Source organism: Scytonema hankhaensis NUACC26 (genome assembly GCF_045865695.1).
Classification (GTDB): domain Bacteria; phylum Cyanobacteriota; class Cyanobacteriia; order Cyanobacteriales; family Nostocaceae; genus Scytonema.
Genome location: NZ_BAACAP010000231.1, coordinates 86,990 through 107,275, shown reverse-complemented (window position 1 = coordinate 107,275; position 20,286 = coordinate 86,990). Strand labels below are relative to the sequence as shown.

Below are 20,286 nucleotides of genomic sequence, written 5' to 3'. Positions count from 1 at the left end.
GCAGATTGCTTTGTAGGACCGGGAGTTAAAATTGGGTCTAATGCTGTCATTGGTGCTCGTAGCAGTGTTTTTAGCGACATCCCAGCCGCACAAGTTTGCTGGGGAACCCCCTGCATCCCTCGTTATGAGAGAAAGTGCGAGTTAACCACGTAAAAATAACTGTGTAATGTAGTAAGTCCTGCCAATTTTCCAAACTCCAATCCCAGTTTCTCGAAAAATAGGACGCAAAATATTCTCACGATGTCCGGGGCTTTTCATCCAGCCATCTACTGCAACTGGTACGGGTTGAGGAATATTTGTACTTTTAAATAAATTTTCACCGACTACCCAGTATACAATTCCTCCCGATCGCGCTCTTTCGGAAAGGGTGCTACCATCCGATCCCGTGTGGCTAAAAAAGTTTTTCTCAGCCATTTGCCGACTGTACCTTCGGGCAACTTGCGCTAACTTTTCATTGTTTTGTAAAGGTTTTAGCCCATATTTAACGCGAACTTCATTAATATCTTGCCTAACTGCTGCTTCGATCTTGGCTGTTGCAGAAGTTTGAGCAAGAACAGTAGGTTTTCGAGGTTTGCCAGATGGTACTTCAATTTTGGGTAAAGGAGGCAGATACTCTACCACTTCCTCACACCCTGCAATTAAAAATGCAAGTGTTATTCCTATAACCGGAATTATTTGGGCGATCGCGCCTTTGTGCTTGTATTTTATATGAAATTTCAACAACAAATTTCTCCCTCTGAAAGATAATTTATAAAGTAAACATTAAGACATCGTAGGTTGGGTTGAGGAACGAAACCCAACAATAAGGGTTCAATGTTGAGTGTTGTTCCTCAACCCAATTGACGTAATATATTGTCTTTAGATGTTCGGTAATTTCAGGTTGACTTTATAAATAACCTCTGAATTTGTACATCTATTCAATTAATAGTAAGGGTCATTTTTCCACTTCTCTCAATTTCTAGTATATCGATGCTTAACTCCAACAGGAAAATATTCAGGATCGCCTAATGGTGCTAAAGAAACTTGCGGCATTTGGTATTCTGGAGGTACGTAGTTAGCAAATTCACTATTGAGGCGTTTTAGTTGTTCGAGAATAGAAGATGCGATCGCTTGTTTTTTCTCTTCACTTTCTTCTATTCCTGGTGCTAATTCCACAACCACAGATAAATATCGATTTTTATCTGCATCTTCCTTCACCTGTAAGACAAATTTACCTGTTACCCATTCTCTGATAACTGCTTGCTCTAATCCCACAGTGACATTTTCTGGATAAATATTTGCTCCAAAATATGAAACCGTAAAGTTAGAGCGTCCGAAGACATAAACAAACGGTAGCGATCGAATTCCTCTTCCACCATTTCTTTGCAATTCTGTAACTGGAGCGAAGCCCCATTTTGCTAAAAACTGAAGCATAGCATCGTAAGAGACTATTCCTCCATTGTCCAATATATTATAACGAACTAGAGGAATGCCGTTGTTTCCTGAAAATAATAAGGCACCATCTTTCACTTCAAAAAAACGACTGATAGGGTCATATTGTACTAGAGTAGGTAAACGCGATTCTCCAAACAAAGCGCGTGCAGCTTCTGGATTATTTGCCAGAAAGCGACGAATACAAATACTTAAAGGTGTCTCATTCCCCAACACCCCTGCATCTGCCGTACCGTAGAGTGATGCCGAATCATAGCAGAAATTACGGGAACCAAGGCGATCGCCAACTAAATTTCGCCATTCTTCACTAAACACTTCTCCTGCCATAACCAACTTTACTTGATATTGCTGCCACTCAATTCCACGAGCTATACCAGTATCAATAACATCTTTTAAAAAGGGTGGGTATCCCAACAAAACAACCTGCTCAAAAGCCGAACCTAGTTCTTGCACAACTCGCAAAATTTCTTCTTTGTTATTACCAGGAGTGAGCGTAGTCACGGGATAACCTTTGCTTGCAAGATAACGACAGCAATTGGCTGTAAACATACCACCAACCCAAGTTCCCAGAGTGAAACAAATGACAGCGAGAGTAGGTTTGGTATCGGCGGAAAAGCTATCATGAAAAACCTGCTCAAAGCGGGTCGCAATTTGCATCTCATCAGAGAAAAACCGAGGCCAAAATGTGGGTTTTCCTGTAGAACCAGAAGAGACAGCGATCGTATCGCAGGTTTCTAGCAGTCCGTGACGGCATAAGTTAGTTAAAGAATAACGTTGCAAATAATTTTGTTTGGTTAGTTCTGGAAGCCTTTGGAAATCCTCAACAGTTTGGTATTCATCAGGAGCGATCGCGTGTTGTGCTAAGAAATCTTTGTAAGCAGGGACATTTACAGCCACATCGTGGAATAATGCCAAGGCTGCTGCTGAAGCATCTATGTTGATATGTTGCTGTAAGAGTGAGTCTAGGGGTGTGGTTAAGAACTCTTGGAATGCCGTAATAGCACGTTGCTGTTGTTCTACTTTCATCTCCAACACTCCCCCAAGTTTGTACAGCTACAGATTTAATGGTTACGCTATTACAATCAAAGCATATCTCGCCATGTTCAAATCATAAAAATAAAATTATTAGCAAAGATGAGCAAGCCGATTCCAGATGATTACAAAAACCTGCTAGTTGAAGTCAAACAACGCATTCGTTCTGCTCAATATGAAGCGCTGAAAGCTGTAAACAAAGAACTCATTGCCCTGTACTGGGATATTGACAAGATTATAGTAACCCGTCAACAGGGGTCTAGCTGGGGAAAATCAGTGGTAGAACAGTTAGCAAAGGATTTACAGGCAGAATTCCCTGGGATTAGTGGATTTTCTGCCCGTAATATTTGGAATATGCGGAGTTTTTATGTTACTTACAGCCAGAATGAAAAACTGCAACCATTGGTTGCAGAAATTGGTTGGACTCACAATCTTGTCATTCTTGAAAAGTGTAAGGATGATTTAGAACGAGAGTTTTATATTAGAATGACTCGCAAGTTTGGTTGGACAAAAAATGTTTTGATACACCAAATTGAGAATAAAAATTATGAGAAAACTCTAATTAACCAAACTAATTTTGATAAAGCTGTACCAGAGGAAATACGCGCTCGGGCAAAATTAGCAGTCAAAGATGAATACACGTTTGATTTTTTAGAATTAGGTGATGAACATAGCGAGCGCGAGCTAGAGAAGGCAATTTTAGCAAGAGTTCAACCATTTTTACAAGAAATGGGAGGGATGTTTGCTTTTGTTGGTAGTCAATATCGTCTAGAAATTGATGATGAAGAATACTTTATAGATATTGTTCTCTATCACCGTAGTTTGAAATGTTTAGTAGCAGTAGAACTAAAGATTGGTAAGTTTTTGCCTGAGTATGTTGGCAAGATGCAGTTTTATTTAGCTGCTTTGGATGATAAAGTAAAGCTACCTGATGAGAATCCGTCAATTGGTATTATTCTTTGTAAATCTAAAAATCAAACAATTGTTGAGTATGCACTTAAAGAATCAAATAAACCAATCGGTGTGGGAACTTATCAGATAGTTTCTACAGTACCCCAAGAACTTCAACACCAGCTTCCTGCACCAGAGCAAGTTGCTAAGTTGTTGGAGGGAATTGAGTAAAAAATTGATGGAATCGACCAATCAGCAATACTTTGAGTATTTTTTTTAAAGAGCGCAAAAGACATCTCTAGAGATTAATTATGCATGACCTGAAAGTTTTGGTAGGGGCGCAATGCCTTGCGCCCTTACATCTATTATCGGAGATGTCTAAAGTGTTTCTCAAGATGGCTCAGTAGGAATTTGCACTGGCTCAATTTTTGGAGCTTGCTTATTTTCTATAGGAACGAAATGAATTTCAACGGCGTAGCCTGCACCGGATGCCAGCTTTGTTAAAGTTTCAAGCTTAGGGATCTGTTTTCCAGATTCAATTCGAGCTAGTTGTGGTTGTTTAATTCCGATCCTATCTGCAAAGTCGCGTTGACTTAAACCACTTGCCTTTCTCAAGCTAATGACTTGTCTAGCAAGATTAAATTCAGTTTCCAGTGCATCATACTCAGCTTTTACTTTTGGCTCTGCCAAGACTTCATTGCGAATAGATTTCCAAGAAATTGTGTTGGAGGCCATTTTTTCTTACTCTTCTTAGGCGTAACGGACAGTAAATGATAAATCCTCACTTTGTGCATTGGTATACAGTAGATGAAAGGGTTGTTCGCTCTGACAGTGCTGCTCTATGATAACTCGCCATGCTTCGGTAGGCTGACTGATTTTTTGCAGAACCAATGGACGCATGGGAGGCTCAAGTTCACCGCAGTTAGAACTCGAACTATTTCCACAGACTTTTTATAAGCCTGTAGTTTTAGGGGTTTTAGCTGCGTAACTATAGTAATAGAAGCTTTTGAATCAATCGACTTAAAAGCTCCATCCTTAAACGGAAACATTTTGGAGATAAACATATGGACGAGCAAAAACTTTTAGAAAGAATTACAGTTAACCCTAAAATATTTGGAGGTAAGCCGATTATTCGAGGTCGCCGTTTAGCAGTTGAGCATATTTTAGGGATGCTGGCTGCAGGTGATACTATTGAAACTTTGCTAGAGGGTTATCCCTGGTTAGAAAGGGAAGATGTACTGGCTTGTTTAGTATATGCACGTCGGTTAGTAGGTCATGAGCGAATTGAACTATTACCTGTGGAGTCTTAAGGGTGAAATTACTTCTTGATACTTGTGTGTGGGGAGGCGTACAAACAAAGTTAGTAACTGCTGGACATGATGTAGTTTGGGCTGGCAATTGGTCAGAAGATCCGGGCGATGAGGAGATTTTAGCCACAGCTTACCGTGAGGGTCGGATTTTGGTAACACTCGATCGCGATTTTGGTGAGTTAGCAATTGTGCGAAGAATGCCCCACTGTGGTATTCTGCGCTTGGTCAATGTCAATTCTAGACAGCAATCAACTGTTTGTTTACAAGCACTGACGCTTTACAGTGATGAATTAGTATCTGGTGCGATTGTCACTGCCGAACTAGGTAGGGTGAGAATTCGACCGCCAGATGATACGAGATAAAAAGACATGAATACGCCAACAATTGAAAATCTCAGGAAACTTGCCCAACAACTTCCTGAGAGACTTCCTTATCTCAAAATGTTAATTTTGTTTGGCTCTAGAGCTACTGGTAAAACTCATGGTCAAAGTGACTGGGATTTTGCCATACTTTACAATGAAGAAGATCGAAAGACACATATCAAAGATAATGATTGGGGTTGGTTTGAAGTTCCTGTAATTATTGGGAAAACTTTTGGAATATCTCCCGAAAAAATTGATGTAGTAGAACTTAATAATTCTTCTTGGCTAATAGCCCATTTTGTTGCTCGTGATGGTATTCTTCTTTATGAGAAAGATCCAGGAGGATATGAATATTTTCGGAGCACTTCATTGAGATCGGAGTCAGAAATGAAGAAATTTCGCCAAGAGCAACGCCAGCTTATCGAAATGGCATTGAAAAAGTGGGGATTATGAGAAACATTGATTGGGAAGTCGTTTTAGTTAGAATTCGATTGATTGTAAAATATTGCGACAATTTAGAAAAGTTTGTATCGATTAGTCTTGACGAGTATTTGGGTGATTTTGACCAGCAATTAATTGTTGAAAGACTCATACAGCTTATAGTCGAAGTAGCAACAGACATTAATGAATATCTGTTGTTACACTTATATGAAGTTAACCCAACCACGAACTTCGATTCTTTTAATGAAGCTGGACAAAAAGGCATCATTACTCAAAATTTAGCAGATGAACTGGTACAATCAGTTGGAATGCGGAATATTTTAGTTTATCAGTATGAAGATATAAACAGCAGAATAGTATTTTCGGTTATTCCAAGGGCTTTGGAGCAATATCGATTATATGTACAGCAAGTTACAGCTTATCGCGATTTATTAGAGACATAAGGATGAGAACACTATGACCAGAGATAATTTGCTGTCAAGAATTTCCATTGATCCAAATGTTTGTTTTGGCAAACCTCGTATTCGCGGACATCGCATCCCAGTTTCTCTTATTCTGGATCTTTTAGCTAGTGGCGAAACTATTGAAGAAATTCTTCAGGAGTACCCCAGTATTGAGCGAGAAGATGTGCTTGCTTGTCTTGCTTATGGTGCAGAAATGTCCAGAGATGTGTTTGTGGAAATTCCTTTGAGTTCAGAAATTCATATTAAACAAGAGGATAAAGGTGAGGAGTGAATTTTTACGCTCATACTAATACTTTGGAAATTTATGCTTAACATCGCATCAAAATTAAAAGCTTGAAGTTATACGGTAGTCGCTTACGGCGAAAAGCCCGCTTGTAGTGATGGACTCACTACTTATGCGGGCTAAATTAAGAGAAGAGTATTTTTATGGAGAATTGGTATTAAATCCAGTCCCAATAAAGTTTTAAGAAGAAATTTCCAGATTATAACGCTGGCAAAATAATTTGAGCTTTTCTTTAGTCAGCAGATGTACATTTTCTGGCGAGATAATTAACACATCTGGTGCATCTCGCAAGACTTCGCGGGTGAACCAATAGGTACTGGAGATGCGTCTGACGACTCGGCGAACTGGTGGAGAACTTTCTAATAATTCGCTCTCTACATCCTCATTTTTGGTTTTATAAGAAAAAGCCAAGCGTCCATGTATATGCATTTCTACTGGCAGTTCATCTAAATTAGATCGCCACTTACCCGAAATTGGTATCACACCTGCTTCCGGAATTCTGTCTAGACGCAAACTCCAATTGTGATGAAGTTCCTCGACATCTAAATTACCTTCGGTTTCTTCACACCAGCAATCAAGATATTGTCGTTCTTCATGAGGAACTATTTTGGCGTGGCGAACAGTAAAATTCCACAGCCGCCCTGTTGCGTCTTGGTAGGAAAGTTGAAATGGTTGCTGGCGATGGATGTACTGGTTAAGTTCTATTCGCCAGGGTGGAGGGGGATTCCCTACAAAGCGTTCTATTTCTGCTCTGAGTGGCAATGATAACTCGCTGCGTTCCAATAACAGATTGGCAATGAGTAAGGCTTCCTCTACTTTGCCAACATCTGTTAAAGCGTACATAGCTTGCTTTAACGCTGTTATCCGCTCTTGTGACCAATTGTTATTAGGGGTAATTAGCAGCCGCCGTCTGGCAATGGCTTCCACTAGCTTGGAAATGTTTGGGCGATCGCCCCACATCATACCAAGTTCGCTGGCAAGCTTTTCTAGTTCGGCTTTGTCCTGTTCTTTCAACGACAGGGTTATTGAAAAACCTTTTCGGCTCATGAATTTATACGGACACTTTTATCCATGTATCTCTTGTCAATCACTATTTTGAGTGCCAAGATAGATTTCAACAACAAGTTACGGACACTATTTTAGTGTATGTCCGAAGATAAAATTACTCTTAAACCTGTTTATTCATGCCCTGCATCTGCATCAGATATTCCAAAGGGTGTGAAACTTCCAAAGGACTTGGTGCTTTCCTGGCATCAAGCAGATACTTTAAAGGCAATACGCGATCCCAATATTGAAGTTATTTTCAACTACGCCATTACAGGCGACGGGAAAAGCTTAGGCAGTTATTTGGAGAGTTTGCTGGAATACTTCACAATTCTAGGATTGTATCCAACAAACGAACTTGCAAGAGATCAAGAAATGCAAATTGGGGGATACATTAAGCTATTTGAGCCAGAACACGAACCGCGTGTTCATCGCTTGAGTGGACAAGAATTAGAAATTTATGCGGAACAAGAAAAATTAAAAAAAGGCACAGCCTTAGAAACACGCGTAGGACAAACCGAAATTCTACTGGCAAATCCAGATATTTTTCACTACTTGCATCAAGGGGCATATCTATTTGTCAACGATAGCCCAGATAAGTTGTGGGGAAGGATTGTTAAACGATTCAATGTAATTTTGTTTGACGAGTTTCACGTTTTCCAAGTACCGCAAATTGCTAGTGTAATCAATGCCATGCTGTTTATTCGCCGTACCAATCGGCGGAAAAAGTTTTTGTTTCTTTCTGCAACCCCAAATCCGCAATTAGTTGATAGGCTTAAATTAGCAGGATTTCGCTGTTATGAAATAGATCCACTAAAAGAAAACAAGTATAAATTTCCTGATACTATGGCTGAGTGCCAACAGCTAAAATCTGAAGGTTGGCGTCAAGTCTCACGGCAAATTGTCTTACATTTTGTCCGGCTAGAACCTACCTCAAAAGCGTCTGAAACTTGGCTAAAAGATAATAGTGAGTTGATTTTAGCTCACTTGCAAGGTGGCAGCAAAGGAGCAATTATTCTCAACTCAATTGCCGCAGTCAAGCGTTTAACTAATTTTTTTGATAATTTTCTCAAACCCTATGGGTTTAAAGTCAGCGAAAATACTGGTTTGTCAGGGAAGAGAACAAAGGAAGAATCCCTTGAGGCTGATTTGGTTTTGGGAACTAGCACTATTGATGTTGGTGTAGACTTCAAAATCAATGCTCTATTTTTTGAGTCAGCAGATGCTGGTAGTTTTATCCAACGTTTAGGTAGATTAGGACGCCATGATGGGTATGAACGCAACGGTCAGCACATAATTTTTAACGGCTTTACTGCCTACGCCCTTGCACCCAATTTCTTAATTGACAAGCTCTTTAGGGGCGATTCTCCATCTTTGAAGTCAGACGAGGTTTACGAACGTCCGTTTTTCCACGAGCAAATTCGGGCAAACTACCGCAAAATCAATAATTTTGAAGGCTATTACTTGAAATGGGGTACAGTACAGTCAATGCGGCTTGTCCGACAACTAGGGCATCCTAATGTTAAGCAGCAGTATAAAGATAGCCAAGAAGCATTCAAGAAAGATTGTGAACTAGTTTTTAGTACTGACAAAAGAAAGGTAAACCTCAAGGCTGTGTTTGTTCGCAGCAAAGAGTGGGAAAGTGAGTGGCAGCAACTATCAGCCGGAAAAGGTAAGGGAAACCCAATTTTAGATGAAGCAACTAGTTTTCGGGGTACAAGTTCATTGCTATGTGGGATATATGACACTACGGAAACAAATGAGGTTGATAAGTTCAAAACTTATGATTTACCTGGGATTCTTAGCAATTTAGAAATTGAACCGATGAAGGGGACAGAATTTGAACGGTTGCGCCATGCGATCGCAGAACGTACCAGTACCTCTATCCCTAAGAGCAGATATGAATACTGTTTGGGATTTATGAAGTTGCTTGGATATCGCGAAGAAAGACTGGATTGGAAATTTACCTATCCTGGAAACCTTGAACCGATTGCCCATACTTGGAAAGTTCAAGTTTTGTTAGGTATTCAAGTTTGGCAGCCAGGAAACTACTGGATTAGTGAGATTAACAAGCAACTGAAGAAACAAGCTTTGGTTTCTTACATACTGCCTTTGCGTTTGGATGAAGTACGGTGGCGATTACGGTTACCGATGCACTTCGATATTTACCCAATTAGCGACCAATCAAGCGTTCACGATGCAACACCACCATATTGTATAGCGTTTGGGCACTCAGCACTGTTAGTGGATACGCAAGCAAACTGGCTCAAGAGCAAGGGGAATGAGATATGGGTCATTTAGAGTTGCAATCCCTAATAGGGATTCTGTTTTGGCTATTTCAGCCGCAGGGTAGGAGGATCAGCATCAGTGAATTATGAGCCTGTGTTTCAATCCCTGGTAGGGATTCAAACCCTGCATCCCAATTATACAAGATTTGAGCTTGAATTATAAACTAGTTACAGGTTCATATTCACAGATGCATATATTAGTCATCCTCTTTTTTTAGTCGTCTAATATAAAAGTGCTAAACTGTAGGGTAATAATTTAAACAAGGAAAACCTTATATGCTTAGCCGGAATATCGATTTAGATGTACTCCGCTACCTAATTGATGTGATTGAGGTAGAACGGCACAGGAACGACATTCAAGATGATCGGCTTTGCGAACAGGACAATAAGATTTCTACATACAATATTCAAATAAATCAAATTAATAAGAAAAATGAAGAAATAATACACATGATTTACGAACAGGAAGCTCAACTTCAGGAAAGTCAAAAAACAATTGATTTCTTGTTAAGTAAAGTTCGTCAATTTGAATACTTAATTTTTCGGAATCAACAGTTAGAAGAGCTAGCAAATTTTTATTTACAAGATTAAAAATATATTTTCAATAAAAAGTATCAAGCTTTTTCACAGTCCTAGTTAGGACTCAAATTGTTGTGTGGATAAAGAGGTAAAAATGTCTAAGAAACACAAAAAATCAGAAGAACAAGCGCAACAACTCTCACTCTTTAAAATTAATGATGATATTAATGTTGAAGAGTTGGATAACTCAGACGATGATTGGATGTCTGGAGATGATTCAGACTTTGAAATAACATCCGAGCGCAAAGTTGAAACTCAGCCATCTGAACTCCTCACCCTCAAGTTACTGCAAAGAGCGATCGCAACAGAAAACCCTGATGACTTAATCATGCAGGACTTTAGCCAGTACGTATTACCAAAGTTACTACAGGTAGCTATTGGAGTAACGGCAAAGGGTGGTAAATTTTTTGATTATCTCGACAAAAAGAAAGGTAAAGAAAATGTTAGACGAGATAATGCAGGTGACCAATCTTTAAATACACATTTACTGAATGGGTTGCTACCAGCTAATCTAATTGAACGCCGTCTTAAAAAAATAGACACAACGGCTAGACGAGTCATTAGAGAAAAAGAAAGGCGGTTATTGATTGCTGGATTTATCCTACATGATTTTGAAAAATTTGATTATCGATTTTTCCCAACAATGCCAGAGGTGTACAGAGCAATATCGTTAGATAAAGAACAAAAAATCCGTGAATTACCTCTCGCAGCACACCGTGACATTATAAATGTAATTGTTCGGGAATTAAATCTTGACAAGTTTATCAGTCCCGATGAACCAGAAGCATGGCAAGAATATCGTGATGACTTACTATTCATTGCATATAATGCTCAGCGACGAACTGACACGAACTTAAATCTTTCTGAACATGGTTTGCACCCAATACTTAATGATTATGTCCTTGTCTGTCTTGCTGAATTAACTTGTGTAGCTGATTTACTAGCCTCGGTTATTAAACATCCTCAAGATGCCGAACACCGTACTTTAAATGGCATTCTTCATAACCTCAGTGATGGACAACTTAAATTAAGTTATCACAGAGTTTCTGAGAACAGGGGTGTTTTGACTAATGTGGTGAATAATGCTCTGATGGAGGCTCACACAAGTTTAAATACAGGAGAATGTGAATATTACAAGCCATTGTTATATTTACCAACAGGTGTTGTTTACTTAACACTCTGTAATTCACCTGTAATATCGACTGAAGATTTACCAGATAGAGTTGTTAACAAGATTAAAGAATTTTGTGGTGGGCAACTCATCAAACGTCAAACTGGTTTTGGTAGAGATGGTAAAGGCATGAAATATGCCGAATATTATGATAAATTCTTTGATGACATAGGATTGATGCGGGTTGCACTAAAAGCAAATCTACGCATTTTGAAGATAGGTAAAAATTCAGTTGCTAAAAGCCGTAGTGATAATTTAATCAAATTTCAACAGCAAGGTGTTCTCTCAACCGATTATAATTTCAAATTTTCTGATGATATTCGGATAGATCAAATTGCTGAATTTGGTGATGTCATCACTCGTAAAATTTGGGGAGAAAAGGTTAATAAGATTGAAGAATCCCGAAAGGAGGGCAAGAAAAGCAAGAAGGAATTACCACCCCTTCCCGATTTAGATTTAGTGGGAGAAGTAGCGAAACTCTGGGATTTAGAGAAATCTTTACCCCCAATTCGAGAAATACAACGCATTAATGACAAGCTAAAGGAACTGAAACTTAAGGGTAATACTGGCGGTGTGCCTTATGAGTGGTACTATTTAGCAGCAAAGTACTTAGAGCGTCACCCAGAAATTGAAAATGTAGAGGAAGTTTGTGAGGGTGCTATTAACCATCTAGCCAAGTTAATCTCACCAATTGTAGAGCAATACCAGTTACCGGATGGGTGGGATGATTTGCGCTTGTGGGTGCAGCACGTTGTCATTCTCCCTGGAAAGGATAAGCACCAAGATCTTGATTCTACAAAAGTCTTTCTGGATGAGTTAGAACGCTATCAACTAGCGAAGAAATCTGGGCGTGGAAGGCAGTTAATTTGTTCTGTTTCCCATTCTGCTTACACAGTCACAGAACAGATGGAATCTGCAGTGTTGTTTACTCCCCAGGTTTATACAAACAAGCAAATGCTAGGGGGTTCCAATGCAAAACGTAACATTTCTAGTATTGCAGGCATAGAAATGATGCTGCGTCAAATCCTTATGAATCAAACTCAGGCGGTAGGTAAACGGTTCGAGGACGGTAAATACCGTTATCTTTACTTCTATCCAACCTATTACTGCACGCCAGAGACGAACAAGTTTCTTCAGTGGGCTTATACTAACATAGCTCAATCTCGCTTTAATGCCAGCATCCGCAATCACTTTATCAATGATGACTTACAAGCGGATTTCGGACGACAACGGTATCAAAGTGTTGATACGTTCCTTATTGATGAGGACTTGCAGCGCAAAAAAGATTTACCAGAGAATCATCCAGAACACAAGCAAGATCGTACATTCAAGCTGTCTTATCCCGAAGACCAACCGTTAACGTTTTATTTCATAGCGCTACCACCAGGACTCGATCCGACTGACACCGAATCGTGGGTTATGCCAAGTTGGTTAGCCTTTGCCTTTCCAATGATTCTTGATGTAAAGACTGTGGTATCTGAGTCACCCATTCCACCCTTTAATGATGGTGCTGAATTTGAAGAAACGGTGTTTTTGGACAGCGCACCACCAGCGTTTCGGGTGTTGGTGGGACGAGATAAATTCCGTCTTGACTACATTCTTGAGGGTTGGGAAGAAAATAACAAACAGTATTCTGCACCACTTAATGTATTAACTGCTGCCTATGCAATACATCTTGATGTTAATGTCAAACAAAATAAGGGGAAATATGATTCTAACTGGGGTAAGTTTTCTGAATTAGCCAGAGATTTGGAGACAAGTCCGCTCAATGTCTTTAGCTACCTCAAAAGCTGGAGTCGAAAGCAAGGTGTAGAAACGCCTAGCATTAATAAAATCAAGCTTTATGCTTATTACTTTTACCCGTGTTTCGATCCTCATGCAAAATATGATTTTCAATTGGAGAAATGGACAGTGACACAAGCATCTTCCTTAAATCATCCCAGAGAATTAACAGAGCGATTCCGAAGGTTCTACAGACATGCTAAAAAAACTGGGAGACAACCAATTCCAGCCAATGCCATTCTTAAACCTATTGATGTAGCTGCTGATGTCATTCTCAAAGCTGACACTAGTTTTTCTAATGATGCTTTGATTGATTTGGTAACAGCAGAAGTCTTCCAGTTAATGAAGCGAGTTCACGCTTCTAGAGCAGAAGGACGTTGGATGATTAGTAATACAGAGGAGGAATTACAAGCTATTCGAGATTTCACTGAGTATTTTGTGGTTGAGGTTTTTAACGAGTCTTTTGCAGGCGATCGCGCTCGTCTACAAGGTCGTCAAATGAACTACATCCGGAACACTTGCGAGTACCTTTACCGTTTAGCAAATTATGAAAGACGTTCTTCACAAGGAGAAAAAACTACTGAATATTTAGATGCAGATACAGATGATTTAGATGTAGATGAATAACTTCTATTAATAAAACCGTCTTTTCTGCTGATATTTCTCTCCAGGCTTTCTCAAGCTCTCACAGTACTAACTCTAACAAAATTCAAACTATTGGAGACCTATCATGAATTTTCTGAAAACTATTGATGCCAAACATTTTCATACTAATATTCCCTATAAACCAATGGGGAAATATGCTCATTTTCTAACAGTGCGTGTCACTGAATCTTATCCACTATTTCAAACAGATGGTGAACTGAATAAATCACGAGTCAGAGCAGGAATCGAAAAGGAAGAATCAGAGAGTCAAAAAACTATCAGCCGCTTAGCAATGTTTAAGCGCAAACAATCAACTCCAGAACGATTAGTGGGTCGAGAATTACTCCGAAATTATGGTTTTATGACTGCGGAAGAGTGCGAGTACAACGTAAAATTTGCCATGAATAATCCTGACTGTATTATTTATGGGTTTGCTATTGGTGATTCAGGTTCTGAAAAATCAAAAGTTGTAGTAGATACAGCATTTTCTATAACTGAGTATGCTGATTCTCATGAAACATTCACTTTAAATGCTCCTTATGAGAATGGAACAATGGCAGCAAAGGGAGAGAAGAAAGCTAATGGCGAATTAGATGGTAAAATAGGTTCAGTTACAGCTCGTATTAATCAGCAAGATCACATTAAACCCCAAATCTTCTTTCCCAGCATTGTGACATTAAAAGATCCTACAGAAGCCAGTTTTCTTTATGTTTTTAATAACATTTTGCGTACTCGACACTATGGCGCACAGACTACACGTACAGGAAGAGTTCGGAATGAATTGATAGGTGTAATATTTGCTGACGGAGAGATTGTTAGCAATTTACGCTGGACTCAAGCCATTTATGATTACATGAAGAAAAATGCAACCTTAGCCTCTACAGAGCCATTAAATGAAGATGATGTTACTGAAGCGGCTGCTCGTACTATTGCTAGCTTAATGCAAGGTGAATTTCTCGTGCATGAAGACTTTATCGGTGAAACATTTAAATCTTTGCTTAATGAAGTCAAAGCTATCACTACTAATGAAGAAAACCTGAAAAAGATGCTTAAAAAAGCAGATGACGAAGCGAAAGCTTATGCTCAGAAACATATAAAAGGTAAAGATAAAGTACCCGCTAAGTAACCACTATGACCTTTATTTACTGCTGTCGGTTAGAATTACATGACAGCCTGTATTACGCCACTCGTGAGATAGGAAGACTCTACGAAACAGAAGCAATCATTCATAATTACGCTCTTTGTTATGCCATGGAGTTAGTAGATAGTGAGGTTTATTCAACCACTGTTGCTGAAGAACACTCATATCGTTATTTCTGTCCCGAACAAGTTCCTAAATATGAGGAGCATTTAACACCACTCAATCAACAGGGGATTTATGTAACTCCAGCACATTCAATTCACCATGCTACGACTCTTAACACTTGGAAGTATGCCAACAATAACTACCATGTTGAGATGGAGAAAACCCAGAAAAATATCCCTAGTTTTGGTAGAGCAAAAGAGATTGCACCAGAAAGCAAATTTGAGTTTTTTGTGATTTCTCAAAAACAACTCAAATTACCAAAATGGATTCGCTTGGGTAAATGGATGAGTAAAGCAGAGGTACAGACTCAAGAAGTGGTAGAATTCAAATTAAAGACTGGTGACTTCGCTTTTCCTTACCCACTCAATCCTTTAGATGTGATGTTTACTCATCAAGTCGTGAGCTACGATGTCATTAATATGCCTCCTGTCAGTCTGATTCAAAATGTCAGCATTCGTCAAGGAGAGTATTATGAGTTTGACAATCCATACAAATCTGAAAAACTACGACTCCCAGCTAGAATGCAGTATCGATTTAAGGGTTGAATCATAATGGTGGGCAATGCCCACCCTACTTAATAACTCTCAATTATGCCTCACAGTCTTGTTCTTAACCTCGTTCCCCAGTCCCCCATCTACCCCGAATTTCTATCAGGTAGACACTACCACGCCTTATTCCTTACTCTTATCAGTTCTGTCGATCGCAATTTAGGAGATTACTTACACACATCTAACGCCGACAAAGCATTTACTCTTTCTCCTTTACAAGTGCAAAGCCATCGGGAAGGATACCCAATCCCCAAGAAACTGGATCGCAACAACAAATTCCACAAACACCATACCTTACAATACAACCACGAACAACCCATTCCCCCTGGTACACCCTGTTGGTGGCGGATTTCGCTTCTAGATGATACGCTCTTTGGGAAACTAACTTCACTTTGGCTAAATCTCAACCCCGAACATTCTTGGCATTTGGGATCTGCTAATTTGTACATTACCAGTATCTTGGGAACTCCCCAACCAACACAACCTTGGGCAAATGCTTGTACATATGCTCAATTGTACGAGCAAGCGAGCGATCGCGATTGCGCGGATCGCAGCGCCAAAGGCGATCGCACCATCTCCTTCAGTTTTGCCACACCTGTAGCTTTTCGTCAGGGCGCATACGATAGTGTTTTACCAATTCGAGAATCTGTTTTCAATAGTCTTCTCAGTCGTTGGAACAAATACAGTGGAATTGAGTTTACTAATGTTCCCATCGAATCCATTTATCCCAGCTTTGTCAACATCAACACCGAAGTTGTTAACAACTATGACACTAAGTTTATAGGTTGCGTTGGCGAAATCAACTATCGAATTCTAGGAGAAGTTGAACCCATTGCTATTAAGCAAATAAATGCCCTTGCTGACTTTGCCTTATATGCAGGGCTTGGACGAAAAACAACCATGGGAATGGGAATGACACGACGATTAAAAACTGCTAGCAGCTGATAGCTAATGGCTGATAGCGAATAACTATTAGCCATTAACCATTAGCAATTAGCAAAAACCATGAATGAAACAGAAGAATACGTTCCAATTGCAGCATTAAACCAATATGCTTACTGTCCGCATCGCTGTTGGCTAATGTTCTGTGCAAGTGAATTTATTGATAACCAATATACCATTGAGGGAACGAGTTTACACGATCGCGTTCACACAGTTGGAGAAGGAAATCGAGAAGAAACTTGGCAAATTCGAGCCATCTGGTTGAAATCGGAAAAATACAAACTTATTGGTAAATCCGATCTTATCGAATCAGAAAATGGTGAATGGTATCCCGTTGAATACAAACGCGGAAAAAAAGGCGAATGGGATAACGACGAGTTGCAAGTTTGCGCCCAAGCTCTATGTTTGGAAGAAATGACCGGACAAACCATCAGGACAGGTTACATCTACTACGCACATTCACACCAACGCCAACTTGTAGAGATAACTGAAGAGTTGCGTCAAAGTGCGATCGCAACTATTGAATCCGTACAAAAACTAATCTGTACGGGTTATATGCCAAAAGCCCTAAAGACAAAACGCTGTACGGGATGCAGTCTCTATACGAGATGTTTACCAGGGACAGCGGACAAAGTAGGACGTTATCAAGAAGCCTAATATCGTTATTCAATTTGGATTGAAAAACCATGGGAACAGTATATATCACGCAAGAAGACGCATTTATTGGCAAAGTCGATGAACGGTTACACGTCAAGTTTGAGAAAACAACCATTTTAGATGTGCCACTTCTCAAAGTTGATGGTGTTGTGGTGCTAGGACGTGCCACAGTTTCACCTGCTGCTGTCAATGAATTATTGCAGCGTCAAATTCCGCTCACATTTCTCACAGATACAGGTCGTTATTTAGGACGTTTAAAACCAGAAATGACAAAGAACATATTTGTCCGTAAAGCACAATGGAATGCTGCAGGTGATACACCTCAAGCTATTCATGTCGTCCAAGGGTTTGTACGAGGTAAACTCAAAAACTACCGGACTACCCTTGTGCGCCGCCAACGAGAATGCGCCGACATAGACTTATCAACTTTTATCCATCGCTTAGAGCAAGCAATTGCGCCCATTGACACAACTCACAATATTGATTCATTGAGAGGATTAGAAGGTGCAGGTAGTGCAGCTTACTTTGGATGCTTCGATCGCATGATTCGTAACATGAAGTTCTCCTTTACTAACCGCGTCCGCCGTCCGCCTACCGATCCCGTCAACTCTTTACTCAGCTTTGGTTATTCGTTGCTGTGTCATGATATTCAAGGAGCAGCGAATATTGTAGGTTTCGATCCCTATCTCGGATATTTACACTGCCAACGTTACGGTAGACCATCCCTAGCATTAGACTTGATGGAAGAGTTTAGACCTGTCATCGTCGATGCTGTTGTGCTGTCTGCTGTGAACAAGCAATTCCTCAAGGCTGAGGATTTTGTGCAAGAACCCGTTAGCAATGCTGTTTCCCTGACTAAGGAAGGACGAAAAACATTTTTACAACTGTACGCACAGAAGAAGCAATCTGAGTTTAAGCATCCGGTACTTGGACGCAAATGTACTTATCAAGAAGCTTTTGAAATCCAAGCCCGATTTCTAGCGAAATACTTGATGGGCGAAATCGAGAAATATCCACCACTTGTAGTGAAGTAAGCGTTGCGCTGTTTGTTGACTTAGTAGGACGGGCGTCCTCGCCCGTTCCACAAGAGTTAGGTTGACTGAAGTTGTGCGAGTTAAACAATTATTAAATTAGAAACTAAAGGCAGAGTTCTCTCAATGAATGTTGTCGTGTCTTATGACATTTCAGAAGATAAGCGCCGTACAAAAATCCATAGCGTGCTAAAATCCTACGGGCAGTGGGTACAATATAGTGTGTTTGAGTGCCAACTCACTGATACTCAGTATGCGAAGTTGCGATCGCGTTTGAATAAACTGATAAAGCCTGACACCGATAGCATCCGCTTTTACTTTCTGTGCGCTTGCTGTTTTGGTAAAGTTGAGCGTATCGGTGGTGAACCAGTACGCGACGACACAATTTTCTTCGCTTAATTCGCAAATAGGTAGGTGTTGGAAAAGAATCTAGGAGAAAAATGGTTTTATTCAGCAACACTGATGTAAATATATACAAAAGGAGAATACAAACTAGTTTTGATGATATCAACAAACAGGAAAGGTGTTCAGCAAACAATAGTATCTTGATGTGTGATGCAAGAAATTAAAGGGATACAAATTCTCGCCATCTCAGGTAGCCTTCGGAGTGCTTCATCGAACACAGCTTTACTTCGATCTGCAATCACTTTGGCACCAAAAGGAGTTGAGATCGCTATGTATAATGGTCTTGGCAATCTCCCACATTTCAACCCCGATCTAGAGGGAACAGAACTACCTTCAGTGAAAGACTTTCGTACCCAATTGCAAATTTCTGATGGCGTATTGATATCGAGTCCAGAATACGCGCATGGCATACCTGGTGTATTAAAGAATGTACTCGATTGGGTAGTTGGTTCTGGAGAACTTTACCGCAAACCGGTTGCACTACTTAATGCATCACCACGAGCGCTATATGCACAAGCTTCTTTAAAGGAAATACTGCTGACAATGGATGCACGTATCATTAATGAAGCATCAATAACCATTCCACGATCGTCACCGATGGGTAGACCTCGGACATAACTGCACGTATCATTAATGAAGCATCAATAACCATTCCACTCCCCAGCAATAAGATTGATGAAACTAGCATTATTTCGCACTCTGAAATATCGAGTTTGCTTCATCAGGCGATCGTAGCATTCGTATCCGCGATTGAAACTTTTCGGAATCAAGCATGATTAATTTACAGTTTTTTACCCTCATGTACCAAACTTCTGACTTTAATGAAGTCAAAGATATCGATGGTGAACCACCTCGCTACAACATAATTTCCTTAGCTAATTCGCGGATGGGTAGGTGTTGGCAAACAACTTAGCTCAAAAATGACTGAAATCTTGATGGTACAAAGCTTGTAAGCATTCGGCTAACCTAACCCATCCGCGCACCATGCCCAGACTGGATTTCAGCCATTTTCCCTCTCCTCAATTTCAATTTCTCATGCTATGATTGAGCCATCCGCGATTTTGAACCATGAAAACCAAATACTTATTGGCTTTTAGGCTCCTGCCATTGCAATTTCATTGAATCCCTATTAGGGATTGAAACCCCGAAGAATTGTACGCCGACCCGGATTACGTGATTGCAATTTCATTGAATCCCTATTAGGGATTGAAACGAGAGCCGTAGCGATCGCTCTAAACAGAGAGTAATTGCAATTTCATTGAATCCCTATTAGGGATTGAAACTCATTTGCTTTCCCCTCACCGCCCCACCCAAGTAATCCAAGATTGCAATTTCATTGAATCCCTATTAGGGATTGAAACGTGGTTTTCCGCATAAAGTTATGACCCAACTTCAAATTGCAATTTCATTGAATCCCTATTAGGGATTGAAACGCTGGATCTAAAATTTTGACAGTAACTGGCTGCACATTGCAATTTCATTGAATCCCTATTAGGGATTGAAACCTTATGTGGGAGAATCTAAATACGGGATAAAGGGAAATTGCAATTTCATTGAATCCCTATTAGGGATTGAAACGAAACCCAGAATCTACACTGGGTAGGCGATCGCCAATTGCAATTTCATTGAATCCCTATTAGGGATTGAAACAGACTCAAGCATATGTCCGCCTAC

General features: G+C 39.9%; 22 protein-coding genes, 1 pseudogene and 1 CRISPR repeat array (1 of these 24 running past the window's edge). Of the genes and pseudogenes, 18 read left to right on the top strand and 5 right to left on the bottom strand.

Features of this window, described 5'->3' with window-relative positions:
• Window positions 1-153, top strand: a pseudogene (locus ACKTT2_RS35615) (colanic acid biosynthesis acetyltransferase WcaF); the annotation flags it as partial.
• Here the strand turns inward: ACKTT2_RS35615 and ACKTT2_RS35610 are convergent.
• A complete protein-coding gene (locus ACKTT2_RS35610) occupies window positions 142-684 on the bottom strand; it encodes a CAP domain-containing protein (RefSeq protein WP_407895709.1) in 543 nt (180 codons plus the stop codon). The pseudogene ACKTT2_RS35615 and the gene ACKTT2_RS35610 overlap by 12 nt on opposite strands.
• A gap of 267 nt (window positions 685-951) precedes the next feature.
• Entirely contained in the window at window positions 952-2,457 is a 1,506-nt protein-coding gene (locus ACKTT2_RS35605) for a phenylacetate--CoA ligase family protein (RefSeq protein WP_407895702.1), read from the bottom strand.
• A gap of 108 nt (window positions 2,458-2,565) precedes the next feature.
• Between ACKTT2_RS35605 and ACKTT2_RS35600 the strand changes: the two genes are divergently transcribed.
• Window positions 2,566-3,585, top strand: coding sequence for a PDDEXK nuclease domain-containing protein (locus tag ACKTT2_RS35600; protein ID WP_407895700.1), 1,020 nt, complete (start codon window positions 2,566-2,568; stop codon window positions 3,583-3,585).
• Window positions 3,586-3,744: 159 nt separating this feature from the next.
• Here the strand turns inward: ACKTT2_RS35600 and ACKTT2_RS35595 are convergent, their stop codons facing one another.
• Together ACKTT2_RS35595 and ACKTT2_RS35590 are read right to left on the bottom strand one after the other, a co-directional pair.
• Window positions 3,745-4,089 carry a helix-turn-helix domain-containing protein gene (locus ACKTT2_RS35595; protein WP_407895698.1) on the bottom strand — a complete coding sequence of 115 codons (345 nt, stop codon included), beginning with the start codon at window positions 4,087-4,089 and terminating at the stop codon, window positions 3,745-3,747.
• A gap of 15 nt (window positions 4,090-4,104) precedes the next feature.
• Window positions 4,105-4,254 (bottom strand): hypothetical protein, encoded by a 150-nt coding sequence (locus tag ACKTT2_RS35590; RefSeq protein WP_407895696.1) that lies wholly within the window; start codon window positions 4,252-4,254, stop codon window positions 4,105-4,107.
• Between the two features lie 164 nt (window positions 4,255-4,418).
• Here ACKTT2_RS35590 and ACKTT2_RS35585 point away from each other — a divergent pair, with 164 nt between their 5' ends.
• Genes ACKTT2_RS35585 through ACKTT2_RS35565 form a run of 5 tightly spaced genes read left to right on the top strand, consistent with a single transcriptional unit; the run spans window position 4,419 to window position 6,202 of the window.
• Complete coding sequence (locus ACKTT2_RS35585; protein WP_407895694.1) at window positions 4,419-4,664, top strand: DUF433 domain-containing protein; 246 nt, start codon at window positions 4,419-4,421, stop codon at window positions 4,662-4,664.
• A gap of 2 nt (window positions 4,665-4,666) precedes the next feature.
• A complete protein-coding gene (locus tag ACKTT2_RS35580; RefSeq protein WP_407895692.1) occupies window positions 4,667-5,026 on the top strand; it encodes a DUF5615 family PIN-like protein in 360 nt (119 codons plus the stop codon).
• 6 nt (window positions 5,027-5,032) lie between these two features.
• Complete coding sequence (gene mntA, locus ACKTT2_RS35575) at window positions 5,033-5,479, top strand: type VII toxin-antitoxin system MntA family adenylyltransferase antitoxin (RefSeq protein WP_407895690.1); 447 nt, start codon at window positions 5,033-5,035, stop codon at window positions 5,477-5,479.
• Window positions 5,476-5,910: a type VII toxin-antitoxin system HepT family RNase toxin gene (gene hepT, locus ACKTT2_RS35570; protein ID WP_407895688.1), complete on the top strand. Its 435-nt coding sequence runs from the start codon at window positions 5,476-5,478 to the stop codon at window positions 5,908-5,910. The genes mntA and hepT overlap by 4 nt, the downstream gene beginning before the upstream one ends.
• A gap of 13 nt (window positions 5,911-5,923) precedes the next feature.
• Window positions 5,924-6,202, top strand: coding sequence for a DUF433 domain-containing protein (locus ACKTT2_RS35565; RefSeq protein ID WP_407895686.1), 279 nt, complete (start codon window positions 5,924-5,926; stop codon window positions 6,200-6,202).
• A gap of 192 nt (window positions 6,203-6,394) precedes the next feature.
• Here the strand turns inward: ACKTT2_RS35565 and ACKTT2_RS35560 are convergent, their stop codons facing one another.
• Window positions 6,395-7,261, bottom strand: coding sequence for a WYL domain-containing protein (locus tag ACKTT2_RS35560; RefSeq protein ID WP_407895684.1), 867 nt, complete (start codon window positions 7,259-7,261; stop codon window positions 6,395-6,397).
• 99 nt (window positions 7,262-7,360) lie between these two features.
• On the opposite strand from ACKTT2_RS35560, the gene cas3 reads away from it, so the two are divergent.
• The 11 genes from cas3 (at window position 7,361) to ACKTT2_RS35505 (ending at window position 19,525) form a co-directional block, all read left to right on the top strand.
• On the top strand, window positions 7,361-9,559 hold the full coding sequence (gene cas3 / locus ACKTT2_RS35555; protein WP_407895682.1) for a type I-D CRISPR-associated helicase Cas3': 2,199 nt from the start codon (window positions 7,361-7,363) through the stop codon (window positions 9,557-9,559).
• 263 nt (window positions 9,560-9,822) lie between these two features.
• Entirely contained in the window at window positions 9,823-10,137 is a 315-nt protein-coding gene (locus ACKTT2_RS35550) for a hypothetical protein (RefSeq protein ID WP_407895680.1), read from the top strand.
• An 82-nt stretch (window positions 10,138-10,219) separates the two neighbouring features.
• On the top strand, window positions 10,220-13,705 hold the full coding sequence (cas10d, locus tag ACKTT2_RS35545) for a type I-D CRISPR-associated protein Cas10d/Csc3 (RefSeq protein WP_407895678.1): 3,486 nt from the start codon (window positions 10,220-10,222) through the stop codon (window positions 13,703-13,705).
• Window positions 13,706-13,808: 103 nt separating this feature from the next.
• On the top strand, window positions 13,809-14,849 hold the full coding sequence (cas7d, locus tag ACKTT2_RS35540) for a type I-D CRISPR-associated protein Cas7/Csc2 (RefSeq protein ID WP_407895676.1): 1,041 nt from the start codon (window positions 13,809-13,811) through the stop codon (window positions 14,847-14,849).
• Window positions 14,850-14,854: 5 nt separating this feature from the next.
• Window positions 14,855-15,574: a type I-D CRISPR-associated protein Cas5/Csc1 gene (gene cas5d, locus ACKTT2_RS35535; protein ID WP_407895674.1), complete on the top strand. Its 720-nt coding sequence runs from the start codon at window positions 14,855-14,857 to the stop codon at window positions 15,572-15,574.
• A gap of 45 nt (window positions 15,575-15,619) precedes the next feature.
• Complete coding sequence (gene cas6 / locus ACKTT2_RS35530) at window positions 15,620-16,522, top strand: CRISPR-associated endoribonuclease Cas6 (protein WP_407895672.1); 903 nt, start codon at window positions 15,620-15,622, stop codon at window positions 16,520-16,522.
• 60 nt (window positions 16,523-16,582) lie between these two features.
• Window positions 16,583-17,176 carry a CRISPR-associated protein Cas4 gene (gene cas4 / locus ACKTT2_RS35525; RefSeq protein WP_407895670.1) on the top strand — a complete coding sequence of 198 codons (594 nt, stop codon included), beginning with the start codon at window positions 16,583-16,585 and terminating at the stop codon, window positions 17,174-17,176.
• A gap of 29 nt (window positions 17,177-17,205) precedes the next feature.
• Window positions 17,206-18,210: a type I-D CRISPR-associated endonuclease Cas1d gene (gene cas1d, locus ACKTT2_RS35520; RefSeq protein ID WP_407895668.1), complete on the top strand. Its 1,005-nt coding sequence runs from the start codon at window positions 17,206-17,208 to the stop codon at window positions 18,208-18,210.
• A 123-nt stretch (window positions 18,211-18,333) separates the two neighbouring features.
• On the top strand, window positions 18,334-18,606 hold the full coding sequence (gene cas2 / locus ACKTT2_RS35515) for a CRISPR-associated endonuclease Cas2 (protein WP_081402980.1): 273 nt from the start codon (window positions 18,334-18,336) through the stop codon (window positions 18,604-18,606).
• A gap of 156 nt (window positions 18,607-18,762) precedes the next feature.
• Window positions 18,763-19,230, top strand: a complete 468-nt coding sequence (locus ACKTT2_RS35510; protein WP_407895666.1) for an NADPH-dependent FMN reductase — start codon at window positions 18,763-18,765, stop codon at window positions 19,228-19,230.
• Window positions 19,231-19,384: 154 nt separating this feature from the next.
• Window positions 19,385-19,525, top strand: a complete 141-nt coding sequence (locus tag ACKTT2_RS35505; RefSeq protein ID WP_407895664.1) for a hypothetical protein — start codon at window positions 19,385-19,387, stop codon at window positions 19,523-19,525.
• 193 nt (window positions 19,526-19,718) lie between these two features.
• Window positions 19,719-20,286: direct repeats of the CRISPR family, unit length 37 nt; unit sequence ATTGCAATTTCATTGAATCCCTATTAGGGATTGAAAC; it runs 1,072 nt beyond the window's last position.

What these genes read in the sequence shown, in the direction of transcription:
- cas2 (WP_081402980.1), top strand. Translation starts at nt 18,334, where the DNA reads ATGAATGTTGTCGTGTCTTATGACATTTCAGAAGATAAGCGCCGTACA.
- ACKTT2_RS35565 (WP_407895686.1), top strand. Translation starts at nt 5,924, where the DNA reads ATGACCAGAGATAATTTGCTGTCAAGAATTTCCATTGATCCAAATGTT.
- mntA (WP_407895690.1), top strand. Translation starts at nt 5,033, where the DNA reads ATGAATACGCCAACAATTGAAAATCTCAGGAAACTTGCCCAACAACTT.
- cas6 (WP_407895672.1), top strand. Translation starts at nt 15,620, where the DNA reads ATGCCTCACAGTCTTGTTCTTAACCTCGTTCCCCAGTCCCCCATCTAC.
- cas4 (WP_407895670.1), top strand. Translation starts at nt 16,583, where the DNA reads ATGAATGAAACAGAAGAATACGTTCCAATTGCAGCATTAAACCAATAT.
- ACKTT2_RS35550 (WP_407895680.1), top strand. Translation starts at nt 9,823, where the DNA reads ATGCTTAGCCGGAATATCGATTTAGATGTACTCCGCTACCTAATTGAT.
- ACKTT2_RS35510 (WP_407895666.1), top strand. Translation starts at nt 18,763, where the DNA reads ATGCAAGAAATTAAAGGGATACAAATTCTCGCCATCTCAGGTAGCCTT.
- ACKTT2_RS35560 (WP_407895684.1), bottom strand. Translation starts at nt 7,261, where the DNA reads ATGAGCCGAAAAGGTTTTTCAATAACCCTGTCGTTGAAAGAACAGGAC.
- cas1d (WP_407895668.1), top strand. Translation starts at nt 17,206, where the DNA reads ATGGGAACAGTATATATCACGCAAGAAGACGCATTTATTGGCAAAGTC.
- ACKTT2_RS35595 (WP_407895698.1), bottom strand. Translation starts at nt 4,089, where the DNA reads ATGGCCTCCAACACAATTTCTTGGAAATCTATTCGCAATGAAGTCTTG.
- cas10d (WP_407895678.1), top strand. Translation starts at nt 10,220, where the DNA reads ATGTCTAAGAAACACAAAAAATCAGAAGAACAAGCGCAACAACTCTCA.
- ACKTT2_RS35505 (WP_407895664.1), top strand. Translation starts at nt 19,385, where the DNA reads ATGATTAATTTACAGTTTTTTACCCTCATGTACCAAACTTCTGACTTT.
- ACKTT2_RS35590 (WP_407895696.1), bottom strand. Translation starts at nt 4,254, where the DNA reads ATGCGTCCATTGGTTCTGCAAAAAATCAGTCAGCCTACCGAAGCATGG.
- cas7d (WP_407895676.1), top strand. Translation starts at nt 13,809, where the DNA reads ATGAATTTTCTGAAAACTATTGATGCCAAACATTTTCATACTAATATT.
- ACKTT2_RS35600 (WP_407895700.1), top strand. Translation starts at nt 2,566, where the DNA reads ATGAGCAAGCCGATTCCAGATGATTACAAAAACCTGCTAGTTGAAGTC.
- ACKTT2_RS35605 (WP_407895702.1), bottom strand. Translation starts at nt 2,457, where the DNA reads ATGAAAGTAGAACAACAGCAACGTGCTATTACGGCATTCCAAGAGTTC.
- hepT (WP_407895688.1), top strand. Translation starts at nt 5,476, where the DNA reads ATGAGAAACATTGATTGGGAAGTCGTTTTAGTTAGAATTCGATTGATT.
- cas3 (WP_407895682.1), top strand. Translation starts at nt 7,361, where the DNA reads ATGTCCGAAGATAAAATTACTCTTAAACCTGTTTATTCATGCCCTGCA.
- ACKTT2_RS35585 (WP_407895694.1), top strand. Translation starts at nt 4,419, where the DNA reads ATGGACGAGCAAAAACTTTTAGAAAGAATTACAGTTAACCCTAAAATA.
- cas5d (WP_407895674.1), top strand. Translation starts at nt 14,855, where the DNA reads ATGACCTTTATTTACTGCTGTCGGTTAGAATTACATGACAGCCTGTAT.